The sequence below is a fragment of the Paenibacillus sp. genome (assembly GCF_048976745.1).
Taxonomy (GTDB): domain Bacteria; phylum Bacillota; class Bacilli; order Paenibacillales; family Paenibacillaceae; genus Paenibacillus.
In genome coordinates this window covers 177,546-197,103 of the sequence record NZ_JBHGUU010000012.1, presented here as the reverse complement: position 1 = coordinate 197,103, position 19,558 = coordinate 177,546, and the positions used below count along the sequence as shown (strand labels likewise).

Genomic DNA, 19,558 nt, shown 5'->3' with positions numbered 1-19,558 from the left:
TTATTCCGTGCTCCTGTCTGAATTGCCTCACATACGAGGTTGTCCCTTTCTCATCTCCCCTGGGGAAACTCCGAAATGTTTCTTGAATACCCGATAGAAGTAGGACACATCTTCATAACCCGCCATCTCGGCAATATGCTTAAATGGAATCTGTTCGTCCATTACCCACTCTTTCGCTCTCGTCATACGTAATTGGACAACATAGTCGGTCACGTTCACATCGTACTCTTTCTTGAAGACCTTGCTGAGGTATTCCTTGCTGACAAAAAAGATCTGGGCGAGCTGCTCCAGCGTGATCATCTCCATACAGTGCTGCTCAATGTATTGTTTCACCTCATTCAGATTCAGCTTGTTCTTGAACTTGCGCTGCGCAATCAGTTGCTCCAAAGCCTGGTAGTACGGGGCGGATATCCAGGCAATTGTGGATTCTATGGAAGCCAGCGCCGTTGAAGGGGGTAAAACCGTTGTCTCGCCCCGCTCGTACAATCCATTGGAGACACAGAGTTCATCCAGCAAAGCCTGTAATTCATAGGCTACTCGTCCAAGCTGCCGGGGTCTGTTAATCTCGCTGCGTTCCAGCTTCTGCTGCAACTGCTGGAACCATTCACGCAGACTCTGCCCGTTCAGGTCATTAAACCTAAGACGGGCCTGCTGTTGGAACAGGGAGAATTCACTAGCGAACGAAGAGGGGTATGCCTCCCATGATTCAGGCGCAGATTCAACCTTTTCCAATTCTCTTGCACATTTGGCCAGCACACCGTTCAGTTCATCCGGATTCACCGGTTTGAGCAGATAATCTGCAGCCCGATGACGGATCGCATGTTTTGCATAATTGAAGTCATCATACCCGCTCACCACGATCACCTTGATCTGTGGATACTGTCCGCTCAGCGTCTGTAGCAGTTCCACACCGTCTGTGCCGGGCATACGCATATCCGTAATGATAATATGAGGCTGATGCTGCTTGATCAGTTGTATGGCCTGCTCACCGTCTTCTGCCTCACCTGCAACGGTCATGCCAAGTTCATTCCAATCTCCCAAGTTGCGTAAAATATCCCGGTTCCACGGTTCATCGTCCACCAGCAGCACTCTGTACAATTCCTTGTTCACAAGGCTTCGCCTCCTGTATTGCAGGGAATTCGTACCGTAACGCTCGTCCCCTGTCCATATTCACTTTCCATGCTCATCCCATATTCAGGTCCAAAATGCATGACCATTCGTGAGGCCGCATTGACCAGTCCAATACTTGTACCTGAACTCCATACCCGATCTGCCTGCCGGGTGATCCGTACCAGTCTGGATTGCATCTCCGTTAGTTTCTCAGCATCCATACCCACGCCGTTATCACGAATTCGAATGGTTACATCTCCAGGTTCACAGACAACCTCAATGCCCAGCTTCCACTCGCCCTGTTTCTTCTCCAGACCATGCAAAAATGCATTCTCCACAATGGGTTGCAAAGACAACTTGGGAATATAACACTCCCGAAGTTCTCCGGTAATCTCCAGTGTATATTCAAGCTTGCCGCCAAAACGCTGCTTCTGAATGAGCATATAATGTTCCAACTGATCGAGTTCAGACTTTAAAGGGACAAGTCCATCCGGTGCTCGCACAATATAACGAAACATCTCGCTTAAGGCTCGAATGACTTTATAACTGTCTGCCGGTTTTTGCGAGTAGACCATGCCGCCAATCATCTGCAACGTATTTTGCAGGAAATGCGGATGGATCTGGGATTGCAGTGCTTTGAGCTCCGCCGTCTGCTTCTCCAGATTCATCAGGTAATTGTCGCGAATATGTTCCCGAATACGACTAGCCATGCCGTGCAGATTTTTCTCCAGCAGGCCAATCTCATCCACCCGACCGCTTCGAACCACTTCCCTGTCCTTAATTAACTGGATACCCTTCATGGAATTCGCCAGTCTGACAATGGGCTTCGATGTACGCCAAGCCACGAGCGCAGCGATTCCAATAGATATGAGGGTTGCCAGGCCACCTACAACCAATCCGTATTTCATCGTTTCCAAGGCACTTTCATTAATGACATGGGCAGGTACAATTTTGATCACACGCAGTCCTGACGGCTCAATGGAATGAAAGAATACGTATTCCTTGGCTGTACGGATGAAACCTGAACTTTCTTTCGTACTTGCCAATTTCTCCATTGCTTCCGCCGACGGCTGAATCTCATGGTTTGGTTGATAGACCGGAATGCCCGCGCTATCAGCAATGTATACCGCATAGTCTCCCCGGCTATCCAGCAGCTCCAGGGTCTGATTAAACTCAGCCCACTTGACCTCCAGACTGATGGCGCCGATCTGTGCCTGATCCTCGAAGCGGTTCATACTGCGGGTCATGTGAAACTTCTGCGGATCGTCCGGATCATTAATAATCGTAAAATCTTTATGTTGTGCAAAAAGCTCATGATATCCTTCCGGTATTTCCGATACCGCTATGATGCGAGAATCCATGGAGTTGAAGGTGAACAGGGTGTCCAATTCCTTCAGATACAATTCAACGCCAAATACATAATTGCCAGCCGAATAGTATACACTGTTCAGCATATTGAACATGGCCTTCTGTTCATCGAATCGACTGGCGGCCGGCGCTTCCTGGTTCAACGCCAGATATTGATGCAATTCGTCACTGATCTGAATGGAATAGATAATATTGTTCATGCGAGCGAACTGTTCACCCAGATAGATGGAGGCCCAGTTCATATTGGCCCGGTTGGTCTCCATAATCTCCTCTTCCATGGAAGAGCGGGTATTCTCGGCTGCCATAGCGGTCATGGCAATGACGGGCAGAACAGCCAGTAGCGTCATGGTAAGAATCAATTTATTGCGAATGCTGCGTTTGAAAGGGTCTGTCAGCTTCCGATAACATTCGGTAAACACAGCGCATCCACTCCTGAGCTAAAATAGACAAACGCCCCAGCATGGAAGCCGAGGGCGCTTTGGTCTTTATATTCGTTTGGAAATGTTAAATATCACGTTATACAACAGAATGAATGGTTACACGAGATCACTACGCGGTCAGAACAACCCTCTGATCGCTGTTATCACCGGATTTTTTTGATTCCCTTTCTAAGGGGAAAATCCGGTGATAAAGGCGAACGCTCCGCTTCTTCAGGTTATTTCTGCCCTCTCCGTTAACGTGTACTTGTAAAATTCAACTTATATACCTATATTTATTATTTCCTATTATTGTTCAATAATCCGTATGCCCCATGGCTCCAGTTCGATCTTCTCTCCAGAAGCAATCAGGGTTCCTGCCAGAAGTTCGGTCCCTTCCCCATAGGTATTCACGAAGGATGTTGACTCATCCGCGTAATTGAAATAGTAGCGAATCGTGTTCCCCTGATCGTTCACACCAGTCTTCACAATAATCGGAAAAGCCAGTTCCTGATCAGCTCCCCATACGCCTGCATCGTTCATGACACGTTCCAACACCTGTCGGATCACCGCAGAACTGGTATAACAGCCGACATAGGTTGCTTTGCCTTTTCCATAGGCATTCTGGGTAATTGCCGCATATTCACCCCAATGTGGATGATCATACCAAGCGAGTACTTCAGCCGTTGTTGGTGTAATCAGTTCCATCCAGGTGTGAATCTGGTTCTGCTCCTGACCAACTCCAAATGGATCATCCCGCAGCGAGACATGTTTTGGCTCTACAAAAAGGTTATAGCTGATCCCGCATGCCTCACTGATCAGGCCGGGCTGGCGGGTAGAGCGTACCTTGATATGCTCATTTGCGAATCCACTTTTGAACGAGTAAACGATATGTCCGCCATCCTGTACGAATTGATTTAATTTTTCCAACAACGCATCCGAAGCTGCATACAGAGCAGGTACAACAAGCACATCATACTCCGCATAACTTTCAACAGATGGGTCGATCAGGTCACATCCAATATTCATTTTGTACAATTCATCGTACATCCAGCGCACCACGTCATTGTAATTCTTGTCACTGGTGAAGTTAAAGCCAAACCACTTGATCGATGTCAACGCCTCATTGCTGAACAGCACAGCCACCCGATTCGTTTTCTTCAGATTCACGAGCTTTGGACTGAGACGGGCAAAATCCCTGCCAATGGTCTTTGCTTCGTTGTACACCGGATTTGGTTCGAAGTCATGACTAAGCAATCCTTTCCAATAGGTCTCAAACGAATTGTGCAATGAATGCCAGTGCCAGTAGGCGACCATGTTCGCACCTGATGCCAGATGACTGAATGCCTGCAATCGAAGCTGCCCCGGATAGGGAACCCAATGCCAGAACGCCTGCGCTTCGGTCTCCAGTACAAGATAATTCGATTGTTTGGTCGAACGCGCCACATCCCCGCCGAATGAAATCTCAATGCCCGTCAGATCATCCTGGGAAGGATGATAGATGTCCACACTCGTGATGTCAAAAGGTTTCGAAGCGGCAAAATGGTCCACATCCCCTTGAATACCGTAGGAATATCCACGCCAGTCAAAGTCAAAGTTCTGGGTTACAAACTGTCCTTCCTGTTTGTATTCATTCACGATCCCCACTTGCCAAGCCAGAAAGTTGGTTACCAGCTGTCGCTGGAACTTGGCAAACTCTGCGCCCAGACTGCCGTTGATCGTTCCCACCACAGACGGGAAGTCCTCCCAGCTATTGATTCGATTGCTCCAGTAGTCGAGGCCAAATTCCTTGTTCAACTCGTCCAGGGAGCTGAACTTGTTCCGCATATATTTGACAAATTGCAATTGTACATTATCTCCGGCCGTATTGTAATGTTTCGTCTCGTTATCCGTCTGATAACCGATGACCGCTGGGTGTGTGCTTACCCGAGAGATCAGCTTACGGATGATCCGCTCGGCATAGAATAGATAGGTTGGGTGTGTAATATCCATGATCTGTCTTGCACCATATTTACCAGGTCCCTGTGCGGTGGTAGCCAGCACGTCCGGATGTTCCTTAACCATCCACGTTGGAACAGCATACGTTGGTGTTCCTACGATAACCTGAATCCCCGCCTCATGCATGGCATCCAGTACACGGTCTACGGAAGAGAAGTCAAATACGCCATTCTGCGGTTCATGAGTACTCCAGGTTGATTCTGCAATGCGGACCACGTTGATCCCTGCATCCTTCATCATCTGAATGTCCTTGTCCAATCTTTCGTAAGGCATATATTCATCATAATAGGCTACGCCATATAATAATCTGTCCATGATGTAATCTCCTTTTTGTCGGTAAAATATAATGATCTTGATGTGTGCACGAGTTGACATATTCCAATCCATAATGGTAGCGTTTACAATATTATCGGTTAAAAAACCGGGATCGTTCAGTAACCCCTTCAAACGTTGATACATCCCATGCATGATCCATGCTTGCGTTAAACTGATTATAATGAAGTATACTAAAGGTGCCGATTGTACAAGGCGAGTTGTTTTTACCCTTTTCCGAGGTGAATGTTATGGACATCCGATCACAGCTCCGAGAAATGCCTCACCATACGCTGGCTCATTGGCTGCCTATTATCGACTGTAACATCAAATTCTATGGTGCGCACAGCCAACAAGTTCCATATGGATGGGCGATGCCGGAGGAATCACATCCGGGCTTTGAGATTATGTTGATCATCGAAGGTACGCAAGAAAGTGTGATTCATGGTTATACCTATACCGTAGAGGAAGGTTCCATTCTTCTCATTCCTCCCGGATTCAAACATACGAATCAATGTGTATCCCCGGAAGGCATGACTTATTTTAGCGCTCATTTTAATGTGGATGATCCGGTCTTTACCTTGAAGCTGATGTCTCAGCATAGCCAAATCTACGCAGCAGGGACGGAGGATAACCGGAAGATGCGCGTTGTGCTGGAGAGCTGGATGGGGATGATTAACGTATCCGAGGCCTACACGTCTACTGACAAAATAATCATGCAGGCACGCATGTTTGAACTGTTTGCTCTGTTGTCCCAAGCCGCTGACCATGAACCGGAGTCCACCACATCCGTTGCTGCTTCACATGCACCAGCCCCAACAGCGATGCATTATGCAGGAGCTATAGCGGAGGCGATCAAGCAGGCCTTTCATGCCCAGCTTCGAACCAAGGAAAGCAGTGTATCCACGGTCAAAGTGGAGCAGATTATATCCTCGTTTGGCATCAGTCCGGGATATGGTTTGCAGGTATTTCGCAAGGTGTATGGGCGATCACCCAGGGCTTACCTGTCCAGCTTGAAGTTGCAGGAGGCCAAGGTACTAATCGAACAGCCAGAGCTGTCGCTCGGTGAAATTGCATGGAAGCTCGGCTACACCCACCTGTCCCATTTCAGCAGACAATTCAAACGTTGGACAGGCCAAAGCCCGCTTCAATATCGCCATCATCATGCAGACGCATCAGGTGATCCTGTATCCTACAGATCTGAATCAAGTCCAGAATCTTGATTACGTATACGTTCATACTCTTCCGGCGTGTTCATATTACTCATTTGCATCACTGCATGATGAACACCTGCTCTCTCAAGCTCTTCCACTTCGACATAACAGCAACCGATCTCTTCTAGCCATCGCATGACTCGAAGATGATCGTGGTTCAGCTGCTGCTCCAGATTAGGGAGCACTCGCTTGTGGTAAGCCCCTGCAAGAGGGTGGACATGTCCATCCACGCGTGGAACGATAGCAGAATAAGTGTCATTTATCTCGGCCAGTTTTTTTAAGCCATCCAAAAAGGACGTTTGCAGGAGCGGCATGTCGCAGGCGCACACCAGATTCCAGTCTGTGTCCGAAGCTTTCAGTGCCGCATGAATGCCCGCGAGTGGTCCCTTTCCCGGATAGTGATCCTGGACGCAGTCGTAGCCCATATCGCTGTAGGTTGTCACGTTGGGTCCACCAGCCACGATGATACGGGATACTGCGGGTCTCATGGCTTCTGTAACATGTTGAAGTACGACGGAACCGTCCAGTTCCAGCATGGCCTTGTTGGTTCCCATACGGCTGGATAAACCTCCTGCCAGTATGATGCCTGTCCATTCTCTCGTGTTCATGATGTCTTGCTCCCTCCCGGTAACGATGTAGGCTTACTATATCAATCGATCAACTTTTTCTATAGATTGAATCCCCTTTCAACAAATGATACATTGAACAATATGCATTTGAAAGGAATGGCTTAATTGGACAGACCTGTACCTTCAAAAGGTAATCCCTCATTGGGATCTCTGAAACTATATAACTTTTTCATATATGGAGCCATCTCGATTTTTGCCGGATTCCTGCAGCTCTATCTGCAAGAGATTGGCATGACCAAACTGGAGATTGGCAGTCTGATGGCAATTGGACCCTTTGTATCCTTGTTCGCCAACCCGTTCTGGGGTTTCTGGAGCGATAAATCCCGCAATATTCGTATCATTCTGATGATCATGATGGGAGGCACATTTGTGCTCGCCCAGGGTGTGTTCTATGCGCCAAGTTATACATGGATCTATGTAGCCATGATTTTCTTTTATTTTTTTCAAAGTCCATTATTTGCTCAAACCAATAGCCTCATTCTCGGATATATCGATGGCACAACCCAGAAATTTGGATCATTCCGGCTCTGGGGTTCACTCGGTTGGGCGCTGACTGCCGTCGCTGCCGGACCGCTCATTGACCGATTTGGCATTGGCAGTGTATCCATTATCTTTGCGTGCATGATTGCCATCGCCTTTGTGTTATCCGTATTTCTGCCCAGACAGCCGATCGCTTCGGATACACCCGTAGTTACTTTTCGGCGGTTTGGCAAAGTCATGTTCAATCCGTATTTTATGACATTTATCGGCCTGGGTGTACTCGTGTCGGTGCCCAATGCGATGAACAGTACATTTATGTCGCTATATATCGTAGAGATGGGTGGCGACAAACAGATGGTGGGCTGGGCCATCTTCACCTCTTCCATTCTCGAAGTCGGTGTATTCCTGCTGCTCGACCGCTTACTCAAGCGCAAAATGAGCATGCTCTTGGCATCTCTCATCTTGATCAGTCTGCTATTTGCACTTCGCTGGCAGCTCATGGCGCTGGCCACCAATCCGATGGAGATTGTATTCATTCAGCTGATGCACTCCATTACGTTCGGCGGATACTTCTATGTGGGTACACAGCTGACCATGCTGTTCATTCCAAGACCTTATCGTTCCTCCGGTCAAGCGGTGTATACGATGGCCTGGGGTGGTCTCTCCGGCGTGATTGCCGGTCTGTTTGGCGGCTGGTTGTTCCAGAGCTTCGGCGCGGAAATCATGTATAGCATCGGCGTATTCTTCTCGCTCATCGGCGCAGTTGGATTTAGCATCATGTGGTTATCGAACCGCCGTAACGGCTATCAGCCGGTTGTGTTGACGGAGATGGGCAATATGGATGAGGACAGATAATCTTTTGTTAGAAAGAGTTGAGAGATCGATTTACACAAGAGCACTACGATGACAGAATACCCTTCCGATCGCTGTTATCCCCGCATTTTTTGATTCCCTTTTTTAAGGGTAAAATCCGGGGATAAGCGTATGCTTCCGATGTAGCTTTCTTTCAGAAAGCTTTTAGGCGAACGCTCCGCTTCTTCAGGTTATTTCTGTCCTCTCCGTTATCGTGTAAATTAACGTTCAAACATTCAAACAAAAGATTATGGATAGTAGTAGTAGTAAAGAGAAAGGAGTCTAAGGCTTGTTGCACCTAACGAACCTTAGACTCCTTATTTGCAGCAATTCTACGTAATTCAAAAGCTAAAGAACCTCAGCCACCTTATTTTTCATAAAAGATGTTAGAAACCACAAAAGACCAGCCAAATGAGGAAATAAGGTGTCTACGATTCGCTACGTTTCTGAAATGCCCAGATACGCTTGAATAGCGAGTCCTCGATTCGTTAGAATCTTGCCGCACAGGGCCCTCACATTCTAAGGGTTCTGTTCATGTTCATGCCGCATTATATGCTCAGTCTAAAACTAACCTGACTATTTCCAAAATAACAAAAGGGCATCCTTCGCCATAATCATGACGAAGGATGCCCTTACTTTAACTTATCACTTGTCTGTTTATCAGCACTATGACAAACAGGCCTTAAGTTCCTTAGCTTCGTGCATTAACCTTATGCCTTCGGCAGTTGGAATGAGCTTTTCAGGGATACGACCCGGTTAAATACCGGACGTCCTGGCTCGGAATGTTTCGGATCTACACTGAAGTAACCGTGACGGAAGAATTGGAACTTGTCCTGAGCGTTCGCTTCCTTCATCTCTTGTTCCACATACCCGTGAACAACCTCAAGGGAGTTCGGGTTCAATTGATCCAGGAACGTTTTCTCCGGTTGCTCTTCCACAACCTCCGTTTCAGCCCCAGCTACAGCCACTTCAACCTCAGCTTCTGGTGCTTCATCCAGGATCAAAGGCTCATACAGACGGAATTCAGCAGGTACCGCTTGAGTCGCTTCTACCCAGTGGATTGTACCTTTAACTTTACGGCCTGTGAAGCCACTACCGCTCTTCGTCTCTACATCATAGGTACAATGAATCTCAGTCACATTGCCTTCTGCATCCTTGATTACATCGTTACATTTGATAAAGTATGCATGTTTCAGACGAACTTCGTTGCCAGGGAACAACCGGAAGTATTTATTCGGCGGATCTTCCATGAAATCGTCTTGTTCGATATAAATCTCACGAGAGAACGGAATTTGGCGATTACCCATCTCCGGGTTCTCCACATTGTTCTCTGCCTCAAGCCATTCCACTTGCCCTTCCGGGTAGTTGGTGATAACCACTTTGAGCGGGTGCAGGACAGCCATCGTGCGTGGAGCTTTCAGTTTCAAGTCTTCACGTACAAAGTGCTCCAGCGTTTGCAGATCGATAACCCCTTGGCTCTTCGAAATGCCTGTCTCAAATACGAAATCACGAATGGCTTCCGGTGTATATCCCCGGCGGCGCAGACCCGAAATTGTTGGCATGCGAGGATCATCCCATCCATCCACATGGCCTTCGTCCACGAGCAGTTTCAACTTCCGCTTGCTTGTCACCATCTGGGACAGGTTCAGGCGGCCAAATTCGTATTGACGCGGTTGGCTCTCCATCTCACATTCTGCAATAACCCAATCGTAGAATGGGCGTTGATCCTCAAACTCCAGCGAACAAAGGGAGTGCGTTACACCTTCAATCGCATCTTCGAGCGGGTGAGCGAAGGCGTACATCGGGTAGATACACCATTTGTCACCGGTGTTATGATGGTGTGCATGTGAAATCCGGTAAATCACCGGATCGCGCAGATTGATATTCGGTGCAGACATATCGATCTTGGCACGCAGCACTTTCTCTCCATTCTTGAATTCGCCTGCACGCATACGTGTGAACAGGTCGAGATTCTCTTCCACCGAACGATCACGGTACGGGCTGTTCTTGCCCGGTTCCGTCAGCGTTCCGCGCATTGCACGGATCTCGTCGGCGCTTTGGTCGTCGATGTAGGCTTTTCCTTTTTTAATCAACAAGACAGCACGGTTGTACATCTCATCAAAATAATCCGAGGCAAAACGTTTCTCGTTCCACTCGTATCCGAGCCATTTCACATCTTCCTGAATCGATTGAACGTATTCCACATCTTCCTTGACCGGGTTCGTGTCATCAAAGCGCAGATTCGTTTTGCCGCCAAATTCGCCGCCCAGCGTAAAGTTGATCCAGATCGCCTTGGCATGACCAATATGCAGATAACCGTTCGGTTCCGGAGGAAAACGGGTAATAACTTCCTGGACTTTCCCAGACCGGAGATCTTCGGTGATAATATTTTTGATAAAGTTAGGTGGGGTTGTACGATTGTCCACAGGTATCAAACCTTTCATGAATGGATTGGAGCTTTCGGGAATTGCAGCAATTCCGGCTATAATTCCTTGATAACGAAGTCATTTCCTGAAAAAATCTATTTTCTTGGAAAGTTTCGTACGCGTTTCATTTAAATATACCTTTAACGGGGAAGGAGTTCAATAAAGAAGGCACCAAAGTCAGGATCAGCCATGAATAAATAGGCCCAAAACCATTTTGACGGGTTCGCTCGAATCATGTAGCATGATAGTAAAAACAAATTAAAGGGAGGGTTTCCCATTCCATTGAATTCGCTTAAACTGACCAAAGAACAGCAGGATGAAGCCATTCGCACCATCCAGTCGTATTTCGAAGAGGAACGTGGCGAAGAACTGGGTGATCTGGCCGCTTGGGGTGTCCTCGACCTGTTCATGACACAGCTCGCTCCCTACATATATAATCAGGCACTCCGTGACGCACGCACAACGGTTAATCAACGCATGGCCTCGATGGAAGAAGACCTGTTTGCACTGGAGCAAAAGTTACCCAAAACTTCCCGTTAATCCAAAACAACTAAACCTACACTATATGAAGAAAGAAGGTTGCATTCATGTTTACCTATTCATTGGATGAATATACCGAACTCCGGCCGCTGGCCATGGAACACACCAAACCGCTGTTCGAACTCACGGATCGTTCACGGGATCAACTGAGACATTGGTTACCGTGGGTAGATCATGTAACAGAAGTTGAACACACCTCAAACTTCATTACTAACGCATTAAAACAAGGTGCTGAAAATGGTGGATTTACTGCCGGCGTGTGGTTAAAAGGTGATCTTGCCGGTATCATCGGATTCCACGAGATTAACTGGACCAACCGCTCGGTGAGCATCGGATACTGGCTTGGAAAAGGTTTTGAGGGTCAGGGCTTGATGACAAGCGCTTGTCGCGTTCTGGTCGATTATGCCCTGGTGACCCTGGATCTGAATCGCGTCGAGATTCGCTCGGCAACGAACAACAAACGAAGTCGTGCCATCCCGGAGAGACTCGGATTCGTTCTGGAAGGTGTCATTCGTCAGGCAGAGAAGCTGCCTAAAGGTTACGTGAACCATGCAGTATACGGCATGCTGCAGCATGAATGGGAACTTTTGCGTTAATTCGCCTACATAATGAATCGGGAGTGATCTCTCCCATCATATCAGAATAACAGGAATACCCTCTATCTCCACGGCATGTGGTGACAGAGGGTATTTTATTGTATCCATGACTTTTATAGGGCTCGAACCATACCACCGTCCACGATCAGTGAGGTGCCGGTAATGTACGTATTGGCCCCGGATAACAGGAATACCACTGCTTTGGCGAATTCCTCCGGCTGACCATAACGGCCGAGTGGAATCTCCTTTTGGAACTGTTCCGAGACTTCATCCTCACTGACTCCGTTCTGTTCAGCCCGTGCTGCATCCAGTTCACGAATACGGTCTGTTGCAATGCGTCCTGGCGCCACCGTGTTGATCAAAATACCGTATGGAGCCAGCTCTTGGGATAACGTCTTCGCCAATCCGAAAACGCCGGTTCTGAACGTGTTGGATAGCACCAGACCCGGAATGGGCTGCTTCACCGAAGTTGAAGCGATATTCACAATGTGTCCTCCGCGTTCTTTCATATAAGGAAGTGCACCCCGAATCAGCCTTACATAACTGAGTACATTTAATTCAAATGCACGTTCCCAATCCTCATCGGTCAGTGACTCGAATGAACCCGACGGTGGGCCACCCGAGTTGTTCACCAGAATATCAATCTGCCCAAACAACTCCGCTGTCTTGTGAATCAGAGCCTCAATATCTTCCTTGCGTGTCACATCCGTTGCACAATATTCCACACGGCCGCCACCACCAAGCGCCAGAAGCTCCTGCTTCACAGCTGCGAGCTTTTCTTCACTCCGGCTGGCAAGCATGACGTCAGCACCTTCTGCCGCCAATTGAGCAGCTACCGCTTTGCCCAGCCCACGGCTGGAAGCCAGCACCAGTGCTTTTTTACCTTGAAGTCCCATCTCCATCGTTGTTCCTCCTTCTCAGCTACGTTTCTATTTGGTCTTAATAAAATAACCCATAAGAATATCGTCCACATATTTGCCGCCGATATAAAACTCGGATACCAACCTGCCTTCTGTCACAAATCCACACTGGGTATAAAACGTAATCGCTCCCGGATTGCTGGATAGCACGCGCAGCCTGAGCTTGCAAACGCCTTGTTGGGCCGCATGTTGCTTGATGGCATCCATCAACGCTGTAGCAATACCACAACGCCGATCATGAGGATGAACTGCAATATGAATCTCGTAGACATGACGGTTAACAGGCATACCTGTGGCTGGCTGAAAGCCCACATAACCACATACCCGCTCTCCCTGTACGGCAATCAATTGACTGCCTGGCGGGCAATGCTGTAGGTATTGCTGTCGTGAACGCCACTGCATCGGTGCAGGAGAGGTGTATTGGTCCCATACCAAGGTGTCCAACTCCATTAGCTGGGATGCATCCTTAATCTCAGATGGACGAATCGTAAATGTATGGCTGGTAAGCATAATGATTCAACCTTTCGTGCTATAGTCGACCACGCTGTACTTACAACGTTGGGAAAGTTTAGAAAATTAAGAGTGTTAAGAGACTTGGAATATATCGTTCGTTCGCTTCACTTTTTAAATTTCTTTGTTCTATATATTGTAGCATAGCCACACCTTTGACTAAAATTCCACCCGGGATTGAACCTTTTCGCATAATGAAATGAAATAAACACTTAACCTTGCCGTAACGTCATGGTTTATACTGATTCGATAAGGAGGGGATACATGATGAATATCAAAGAGGCAGCAAGCAGGCTCGGTATATCGGCGAGAGCCATTCGCTTTTATGAGGAAAAAGGATTAATTCTACCCGCCAAACAGACCACTAACGGGTATCGCACATACACAGAAAATGATATCTGGCGGCTTCAGACCATTGCTGCGCTGCGTGAGATAGGCATGTCCTTGCAGGATATTACACACGCGCTCGGAGAGATTGATCAGGGGAACCAGCAGCGGCTGGAAGAATACCTGGAGCTGCAACAGGCCGTCATGTATGCCCAATGGATTGAACTGAAACGGATGATGGATACAACCCAACGCATGATTGACCTGAATCGTCAGGATGGGCCGCTGGATGTCAGCCATCTGCACGATCTCGCAGACAGTGCGCGTCGCCTGCGCGAAGCACGCCAGAACTGGCATGATCGGTGGAATTATGACACTCAGGCAGCCATCCACGATCAGCGAGTGCAGGTAGAAAGCAGAGTCAGTACTGGACAAGGACAAACCAACTCAGAGGACAAGCATCGTTCGGACAACGTCTCGCCTATAAACGATGAGAATGTAGTCTCACATCCATATCATAATGCAGATCAGTCCACGTCGAGTGATTCCAATGATACGTTACAATCTTCCTTTTATCTGTATCACAACTATGATGAGGGGCTGGAACAGACGACTCAATGGATCTCACCCGCCCCAGGCGAAAAAGGACTTGATATCGGTACAGGGACGGGGAATCTGGCTGGGAGACTGCTACAACACGGCGCAGACATGACGGCAATCGACCAGTCCCGGGAGATGCTCCGCAGATGTCGTACCAAATATCCCGAGATGCATGTGAAACTTGGTAATTTTCTGGCTCTGCCTTTTGCGGATCAATCCTTTGACTTCGTTGTATCCAGCTTCGCCTTCCATCATCTGAGTCCAGATCAGCAACTACTGGCCTTACAGGAGATGCAGCGAGTTCTAACCTCGCGCGGACGTATCGGTCTGACCGATCTGATGTTTGTCGATGCTGCTCACCGTGATTCCTATACTCGGCAGGCAGAAACCACAGGACACGAAGAACAGCTGCGCGCCTTGCGTGACCGTCACTTCCCGCTGCTGGGTGAGCTATGCGGCTGGCTGGAGCAACAGGGGTACGTAACGAAGCATGTGCGGCATAATGAGCTGTTGCACACGTTGTTGGCCGTTCCGCTGCGGTGACCGATCATGAGTATATGCCAAAAAGGCCATCCCGCCTTGAAGAAAGGAGGATGACCTTGATGTACATCATGCTATGAAATTACATATAAATATCAACAACCGTGCGCTCAGTTGCACTGCGTGCCTGTCTGAACTCATCCAGTGAGATGCTAACCCCGCCCTGACGGTAACGGTTCGCTGTACGCTCAGTGCGAATGTCCTTGCCATTCACCGCTACACGGCTCACCGCACCTTCATTCAAGTGATAGATGAACGTCACTGGCTCACCCGCATACTCGAATTCGAATTGCATACCGTTCAACTCAGCTGGCAATACCGGGTCAATGACCAGATCGCCGCCCTCTTGACGAATGCCAAGCGCGTTGGAGATCAGTTGGTTCATGTAGATTCCAGGGCCGCTGGAGTAGATTCTCCATCCGCCTTTCACCTGTACAGTCCCTTTACGAAGCTGGTCAAAATGTTCCTGTGCCTCGTAACGTGTATTGAACTTGCCGTCTGAACTACTGAAGTACGAGTTCGCCTGGCGAATCTCCGCGTTAGGCACAACCTCGCCGATCCCAACCGGGTTGATCATCGCGAGACCATTCCACACCTGATCTGTCTTGCCGAGCTTCGCCATCGCTTCCACGTAACGGATATGGGCGTGTACATATTGCAAACCAATCTCACGTCCGAAGTTGGATGCTTGCTCTGCACGTTTGAAGTGTGTGCTTACGCCGCCAGCATATTGAGCCGGACGATTCATTAGACGCACGCCATCCGGGCACAGGAACTGTTCACGGATCAATGCATAATGCGATTCTGCTTGCTCTGCATTCAACAATTCACCGATCATGCTGCGCGTCATTGGCAACAGGCGATATTGAATGCCTGTCTCTGTATCCGTTGGATGAAGCATCAGCTTCGCTTGGTCGGCTTCTTCCATGTACACAAAGCCTGGAATCACATCTGTGCCCAGCATGTAACGGTTAAAGTCCTCACGAATGCCTTGTGCGAGTACGTCAAGCTCCTGTGCAAAGTCCGCATCCTTGAATTTCAGCGCTTGCGAGAGCACATTCACGGATTGATACGTCAATGCCACCGTCCAACTGCTCACCATGTACTGCTTGAGCTGTGCATTGGCTGGCTGGAGCGTATCATCCCAGTCGCCATCTCCGTAAGAAGACAGGAACGTATCGTGCAGGAAGTGCGAACGGATATATTCGATCTCTTTTTTCGCGTGATCCAGTACCGTTGCCGTCTCTTCCGTGAACCCAAAGCTATGTTTAACGGTATAAGGTACTTTCTCATCCAGGATTGCATAATCGCGAGTCGCTGTCAGGTAATCCGCCAGCACTTTCAGCGGCCATACGATGATGTCACCATGACTCTCTTCCTGTTGAATCGCAAAGTATTTATCAAACATGAACCATTGCGGCCAGTTGCCATCATCTTCATATTGGTGAGTATAGACCATTTTGATGATATCGCGAACTTGCTCATATTTTTGCGTTGCCATAAAGTACTCTACCGGACCTTGGCACACATCCCGTGTACCCCAAGCCGCGCCGCCATACTGTTCCAAACCGTGAGGCACGGAGTAGTGAACCAACATGTTGTGGGTGTACCACCAAGCCAGCGCGTTTACTTTGAACAGATCGTCTGCACGCTGACCTTCTCCACGGGACAAACGGAACCCGTTCATCACACCTGCGAAGAACTCGCGATATGCCTGTACTTCCTCTTCAAACGTCAGACTTGAACCTGCTGCCGCTCCGCTATCCGCTTGACCTTCCAATACCCCTTGTACCTTCAGCGTCCATTCAGCACTCGCTTCCAGACTAAGTGTAACGAGCGATGCGGAACCACTGCGGATACCACTTGCCAACAGCGTTTCGTCACCTACATTTACAGTCGCGCCATCCACCGACATACGGTATTGCAGATCCGGATACGTTCCAGCACTAATCGCTTGTGGATCAGCCTTAAAGATCAACGTATCGCCATCCTGCGTCATATGCAGCGGATACTCGTATTCATTCACATTCATTGTAATCTGGTTCGTTACCAGGTAACGGTATGCCGTGCCACTTGTGGAGCGCACGTTCATGCTTACTTCCGTCGTATGTGCCCCTGTGTAATTGGTCACGATGATCGTATCGGATTCGGTTTTGTAGATCCAGCGTGCATAGTTGAAGCCAATCTCGAACAGGGATGGCATCGTCAGCAGACGATATTGTCCGTCCATTTCCACATAGATGCGTTGTCCAGCCGTCTTCGGCACGTTCAAGGCATTGCGGGCATTACTGATCATTTTATTAAAATTGGTGTTCCCAATAACGAGCTGTGAGTTGAAAATACCGTACATATACGATGTTGTTGTAATAACCTGTGCCCCAAGTTGCACGTTGCCACCACTCATCAGAATGTGACCGTGCGGACGCTCTACAAGCAATTCTTTTGCTTTCAGAACGATATGTTCGTAGCTGCCTGTGAAGAAGGACAACAGTTCCTCACCGCTACGCTCTTCCTGATGACGATCAGGGAACAGATCATGAATCTCATCTGGTGTCAGGTCTAGCGTAACCAGTGGTTCACCCAGGAAGGAGGACAGTTTCACCTGTTCCAACGTGTCGCCATGGTCCACAGACTGAGCCTGTACTTCATTCCATGCTGCTGTAATTTCATCTCCGAATTCCAGTGCAGAGATTCCTTCGGCATGATTAGGCTTCGCCAGTCCGTAGAAGACCACCTGAGCTTCTCCGTTCAGATTGAGCAATTCAGATTGCAATGCCGTGTAGGCAAATTCATACTGATATGTCTCATTCGCCAGTGTTGGGCGATTCAAGCTCTCTGGTTGATTGGTTTCCTTATATGTCAGACCGAAGAATTGGAATCCGTCTGTGGAGTAACCCACTGCTTTGGTCAGGGAACCTTGTTGCATATACGGAAATGCACCGCCCTGAGGCTGGTTTTGACGGGAACATACCACATAACCTTTCGCTTCATCTTCAAACACCGTATGGTCAATGTATTGTGACAGATAAGCTTCATTGCTGCGTACCGCACCTGGATCAGCAAGACCTACATCCTGTCCATATACCACGTCTACGTTATGTTGTTGTCCTGTGAGCTTCACATCCCAGAACCAGACACCTTGTGATGTAGCCGTAAATACGACCTGGTAGCCGATGCCTTGTTCGCTACCTTCCAGCTGGACTGTGCCCTCCCAGATCAACTGGTTGCTGGACTGTGCCTTGCTTGTAATCACCTTGCTGTTCGAACGTACACCGAGCAACGGGAACGAACTGATGTTCTCTCCCTCGTGTACACGCAGGTACAGGTTGTTCAGAGATCCATCAATCTGGTTGCTGAGCAACTGGTTCAACATCGTTGTACCAGAAGTAGCCTGGTATAGGTCGCCACTGTTCAAAAAGGTAAAGGATAACTCCCCGGTATTCAACCGGATCGGTTCATTAATCATCGTTGTCATAAGGTTCACTCCTTGAATTAGTATAAAATCGAAACGTTTCGATTAACTTGAAAAAGAATAGGGGTCTCTTCAAACCGGCCCTTTACAGCCCGTTCGGACGATAACCCCATCATTGAACTTTCACTTCAGCATGCAGGCATTTCTTGGTTTGTCAGACTCGGCCTAAACCGAACGTACAGAGCTGCGCTCGATCATATTAATCGTTAACGTATAGGATGGATCTACTGCTTCGCCATTGAGCATCTGGAATAACAGATGTCCGGCGAGCGATCCGGCTTCATGCTTCGGCTGACGTATCGTTGTCAGTGGTGGACGAACGTATTCCGACAATTGAATATCGTCGAAACCGATCACGGAAATGTCATCCGGCACCGATATACCACGCTCTTCCAATGCTTTCAGGCCACCAATGGCCATCTCATCGTTACCGTAAAATACCGCTGAGGGGAGATCGCCCTGCATCATCATCATTTTGGTTGCACTGTATCCGCCCTCACGCACAAAGTTGCCGTTCAGACGCCATTTGGACTTTTCTTCAAGTCCCGCTTCCCGCATCGCTCGCAAATACCCTTGGTAACGGAGCGCATTGTCATACGAGTTGGATGGACCACTGATATAAGCAATCTTCTGATGGCCGGCCTGGATCAGATGTTGCGTGGCGAGATAACCGCCCTGCTCTCCATCCACCAGCACGTTAACCAAATGGTCACTCGTCAGTTGACGATCCATCACAATGATCGGAAAGCGATGACCGGCTGATTCCACCAAAATATCATCTTGGATGTTATGCGCAAGGATGATCGCACCGTCTACTCTTTTTTCACGCAAAAATCGTACGGCCGTTGAATCCCGTCCACCCATGGAACTGCACGCAATCAGGTCATACCCGTTCGCGAGAGCTACATCCTGTACACTGCGGATCAACTCGGAGTAATACGGGCCCGACAGATCGGTCAGGATCAAAGCGATCGTGTTCGTCCGGCTCCGTTTCAGGTCCATGGCAAAGCCGTTCTTGCGGTAATTCAGTTCTCGTGCTGCCTCAAGCACTTTAGCCTTGGTCTTGGCACTAACCTTGCTATCCCCGCTCAGCGCATAGGAAGCAGTCGAGAGTGCTACACCTGCCAGCTTTGCCACATCCTTAATCGTTGCCATTCCACGTTCGCTCCTTCTAAACTAGAAAAAATTCAAGGTTATCTACATTTTATACGATACATGGTCAGAACAACCACTAAATCCTGTATTATC

At 48.4% G+C, this 19,558-nt stretch carries 14 protein-coding genes; 5 read left to right on the top strand and 9 right to left on the bottom strand.

Annotated elements, in window-relative coordinates:
* Positions 1–27: 27 nt before the first annotated feature.
* The 3 genes from ACE3K2_RS20025 to ACE3K2_RS20015 form a co-directional block, all read right to left on the bottom strand.
* Complete coding sequence (locus tag ACE3K2_RS20025; protein ID WP_421894120.1) at positions 28–1,110, bottom strand: response regulator transcription factor; 1,083 nt, start codon at positions 1,108–1,110, stop codon at positions 28–30.
* On the bottom strand, positions 1,107–2,897 hold the full coding sequence (locus tag ACE3K2_RS20020; protein ID WP_421894117.1) for a sensor histidine kinase: 1,791 nt from the start codon (positions 2,895–2,897) through the stop codon (positions 1,107–1,109). Before ACE3K2_RS20020 ends, ACE3K2_RS20025 begins: the two co-directional genes overlap by 4 nt.
* A gap of 306 nt (positions 2,898–3,203) precedes the next feature.
* Positions 3,204–5,207, bottom strand: coding sequence for a beta-galactosidase (locus tag ACE3K2_RS20015; RefSeq protein WP_421894114.1), 2,004 nt, complete (start codon positions 5,205–5,207; stop codon positions 3,204–3,206).
* A gap of 248 nt (positions 5,208–5,455) precedes the next feature.
* Here ACE3K2_RS20015 and ACE3K2_RS20010 point away from each other — a divergent pair, with 248 nt between their 5' ends.
* Positions 5,456–6,427, top strand: a complete 972-nt coding sequence (locus tag ACE3K2_RS20010) for an AraC family transcriptional regulator (protein ID WP_421894111.1) — start codon at positions 5,456–5,458, stop codon at positions 6,425–6,427.
* Here the strand turns inward: ACE3K2_RS20010 and mobA are convergent.
* Positions 6,397–7,026 carry a molybdenum cofactor guanylyltransferase gene (mobA, locus tag ACE3K2_RS20005; RefSeq protein WP_421894108.1) on the bottom strand — a complete coding sequence of 210 codons (630 nt, stop codon included), beginning with the start codon at positions 7,024–7,026 and terminating at the stop codon, positions 6,397–6,399. The genes ACE3K2_RS20010 and mobA overlap by 31 nt on opposite strands.
* Positions 7,027–7,152: 126 nt before the next feature.
* Between mobA and ACE3K2_RS20000 the strand changes: the two genes are divergently transcribed.
* Entirely contained in the window at positions 7,153–8,382 is a 1,230-nt protein-coding gene (locus tag ACE3K2_RS20000; RefSeq protein WP_421894105.1) for an MFS transporter, read from the top strand.
* A 707-nt stretch (positions 8,383–9,089) separates the two neighbouring features.
* Here the strand turns inward: ACE3K2_RS20000 and ACE3K2_RS19995 are convergent.
* A complete protein-coding gene (locus ACE3K2_RS19995) occupies positions 9,090–10,823 on the bottom strand; it encodes a glutamine--tRNA ligase/YqeY domain fusion protein (RefSeq protein ID WP_421894102.1) in 1,734 nt (577 codons plus the stop codon).
* A gap of 264 nt (positions 10,824–11,087) precedes the next feature.
* On the opposite strand from ACE3K2_RS19995, the gene ACE3K2_RS19990 reads away from it, so the two are divergent.
* Both ACE3K2_RS19990 and ACE3K2_RS19985 read left to right on the top strand, forming a co-directional pair.
* The gene (locus ACE3K2_RS19990) at positions 11,088–11,345 is read left to right on the top strand and encodes a DUF2164 domain-containing protein (RefSeq protein ID WP_091012850.1); all 258 of its coding nucleotides are present in this window, start codon (positions 11,088–11,090) and stop codon (positions 11,343–11,345) included.
* A 47-nt stretch (positions 11,346–11,392) separates the two neighbouring features.
* Positions 11,393–11,941 (top strand): GNAT family N-acetyltransferase, encoded by a 549-nt coding sequence (locus ACE3K2_RS19985; protein ID WP_253441402.1) that lies wholly within the window; start codon positions 11,393–11,395, stop codon positions 11,939–11,941.
* 113 nt (positions 11,942–12,054) lie between these two features.
* Here ACE3K2_RS19985 and ACE3K2_RS19980 read toward each other — a convergent pair whose 3' ends face one another.
* Positions 12,055–12,843 (bottom strand): SDR family oxidoreductase, encoded by a 789-nt coding sequence (locus tag ACE3K2_RS19980; protein ID WP_421894097.1) that lies wholly within the window; start codon positions 12,841–12,843, stop codon positions 12,055–12,057.
* Between the two features lie 27 nt (positions 12,844–12,870).
* The gene (locus ACE3K2_RS19975) at positions 12,871–13,371 is read right to left on the bottom strand and encodes a GNAT family N-acetyltransferase (protein ID WP_421894094.1); all 501 of its coding nucleotides are present in this window, start codon (positions 13,369–13,371) and stop codon (positions 12,871–12,873) included.
* A 264-nt stretch (positions 13,372–13,635) separates the two neighbouring features.
* Between ACE3K2_RS19975 and ACE3K2_RS19970 the strand changes: the two genes are divergently transcribed.
* Positions 13,636–14,841, top strand: coding sequence for a methyltransferase domain-containing protein (locus ACE3K2_RS19970; protein ID WP_421894091.1), 1,206 nt, complete (start codon positions 13,636–13,638; stop codon positions 14,839–14,841).
* Positions 14,842–14,920: 79 nt separating this feature from the next.
* Here the strand turns inward: ACE3K2_RS19970 and ACE3K2_RS19965 are convergent, their stop codons facing one another.
* Both ACE3K2_RS19965 and ACE3K2_RS19960 read right to left on the bottom strand, forming a co-directional pair.
* Positions 14,921–18,313: a GH36-type glycosyl hydrolase domain-containing protein gene (locus tag ACE3K2_RS19965; RefSeq protein ID WP_421894088.1), complete on the bottom strand. Its 3,393-nt coding sequence runs from the start codon at positions 18,311–18,313 to the stop codon at positions 14,921–14,923.
* Positions 18,314–18,475: 162 nt separating this feature from the next.
* Positions 18,476–19,465 (bottom strand): LacI family DNA-binding transcriptional regulator, encoded by a 990-nt coding sequence (locus ACE3K2_RS19960; RefSeq protein ID WP_421894085.1) that lies wholly within the window; start codon positions 19,463–19,465, stop codon positions 18,476–18,478.
* Positions 19,466–19,558 lie beyond the last annotated feature (93 nt).

Excerpts from the sequence above, each read along its gene's own strand:
- ACE3K2_RS20015 (WP_421894114.1), bottom strand. The coding sequence starts at position 5,207 with ATGGACAGATTATTATATGGCGTAGCCTATTATGATGAATATATGCCT.
- ACE3K2_RS20010 (WP_421894111.1), top strand. The coding sequence starts at position 5,456 with ATGGACATCCGATCACAGCTCCGAGAAATGCCTCACCATACGCTGGCT.
- mobA (WP_421894108.1), bottom strand. The coding sequence starts at position 7,026 with ATGAACACGAGAGAATGGACAGGCATCATACTGGCAGGAGGTTTATCC.
- ACE3K2_RS19995 (WP_421894102.1), bottom strand. The coding sequence starts at position 10,823 with ATGAAAGGTTTGATACCTGTGGACAATCGTACAACCCCACCTAACTTT.
- ACE3K2_RS19985 (WP_253441402.1), top strand. The coding sequence starts at position 11,393 with ATGTTTACCTATTCATTGGATGAATATACCGAACTCCGGCCGCTGGCC.
- ACE3K2_RS19980 (WP_421894097.1), bottom strand. The coding sequence starts at position 12,843 with ATGGAGATGGGACTTCAAGGTAAAAAAGCACTGGTGCTGGCTTCCAGC.
- ACE3K2_RS19975 (WP_421894094.1), bottom strand. The coding sequence starts at position 13,371 with ATGCTTACCAGCCATACATTTACGATTCGTCCATCTGAGATTAAGGAT.
- ACE3K2_RS19970 (WP_421894091.1), top strand. The coding sequence starts at position 13,636 with ATGATGAATATCAAAGAGGCAGCAAGCAGGCTCGGTATATCGGCGAGA.
- ACE3K2_RS19965 (WP_421894088.1), bottom strand. The coding sequence starts at position 18,313 with ATGACAACGATGATTAATGAACCGATCCGGTTGAATACCGGGGAGTTA.
- ACE3K2_RS19960 (WP_421894085.1), bottom strand. The coding sequence starts at position 19,465 with ATGGCAACGATTAAGGATGTGGCAAAGCTGGCAGGTGTAGCACTCTCG.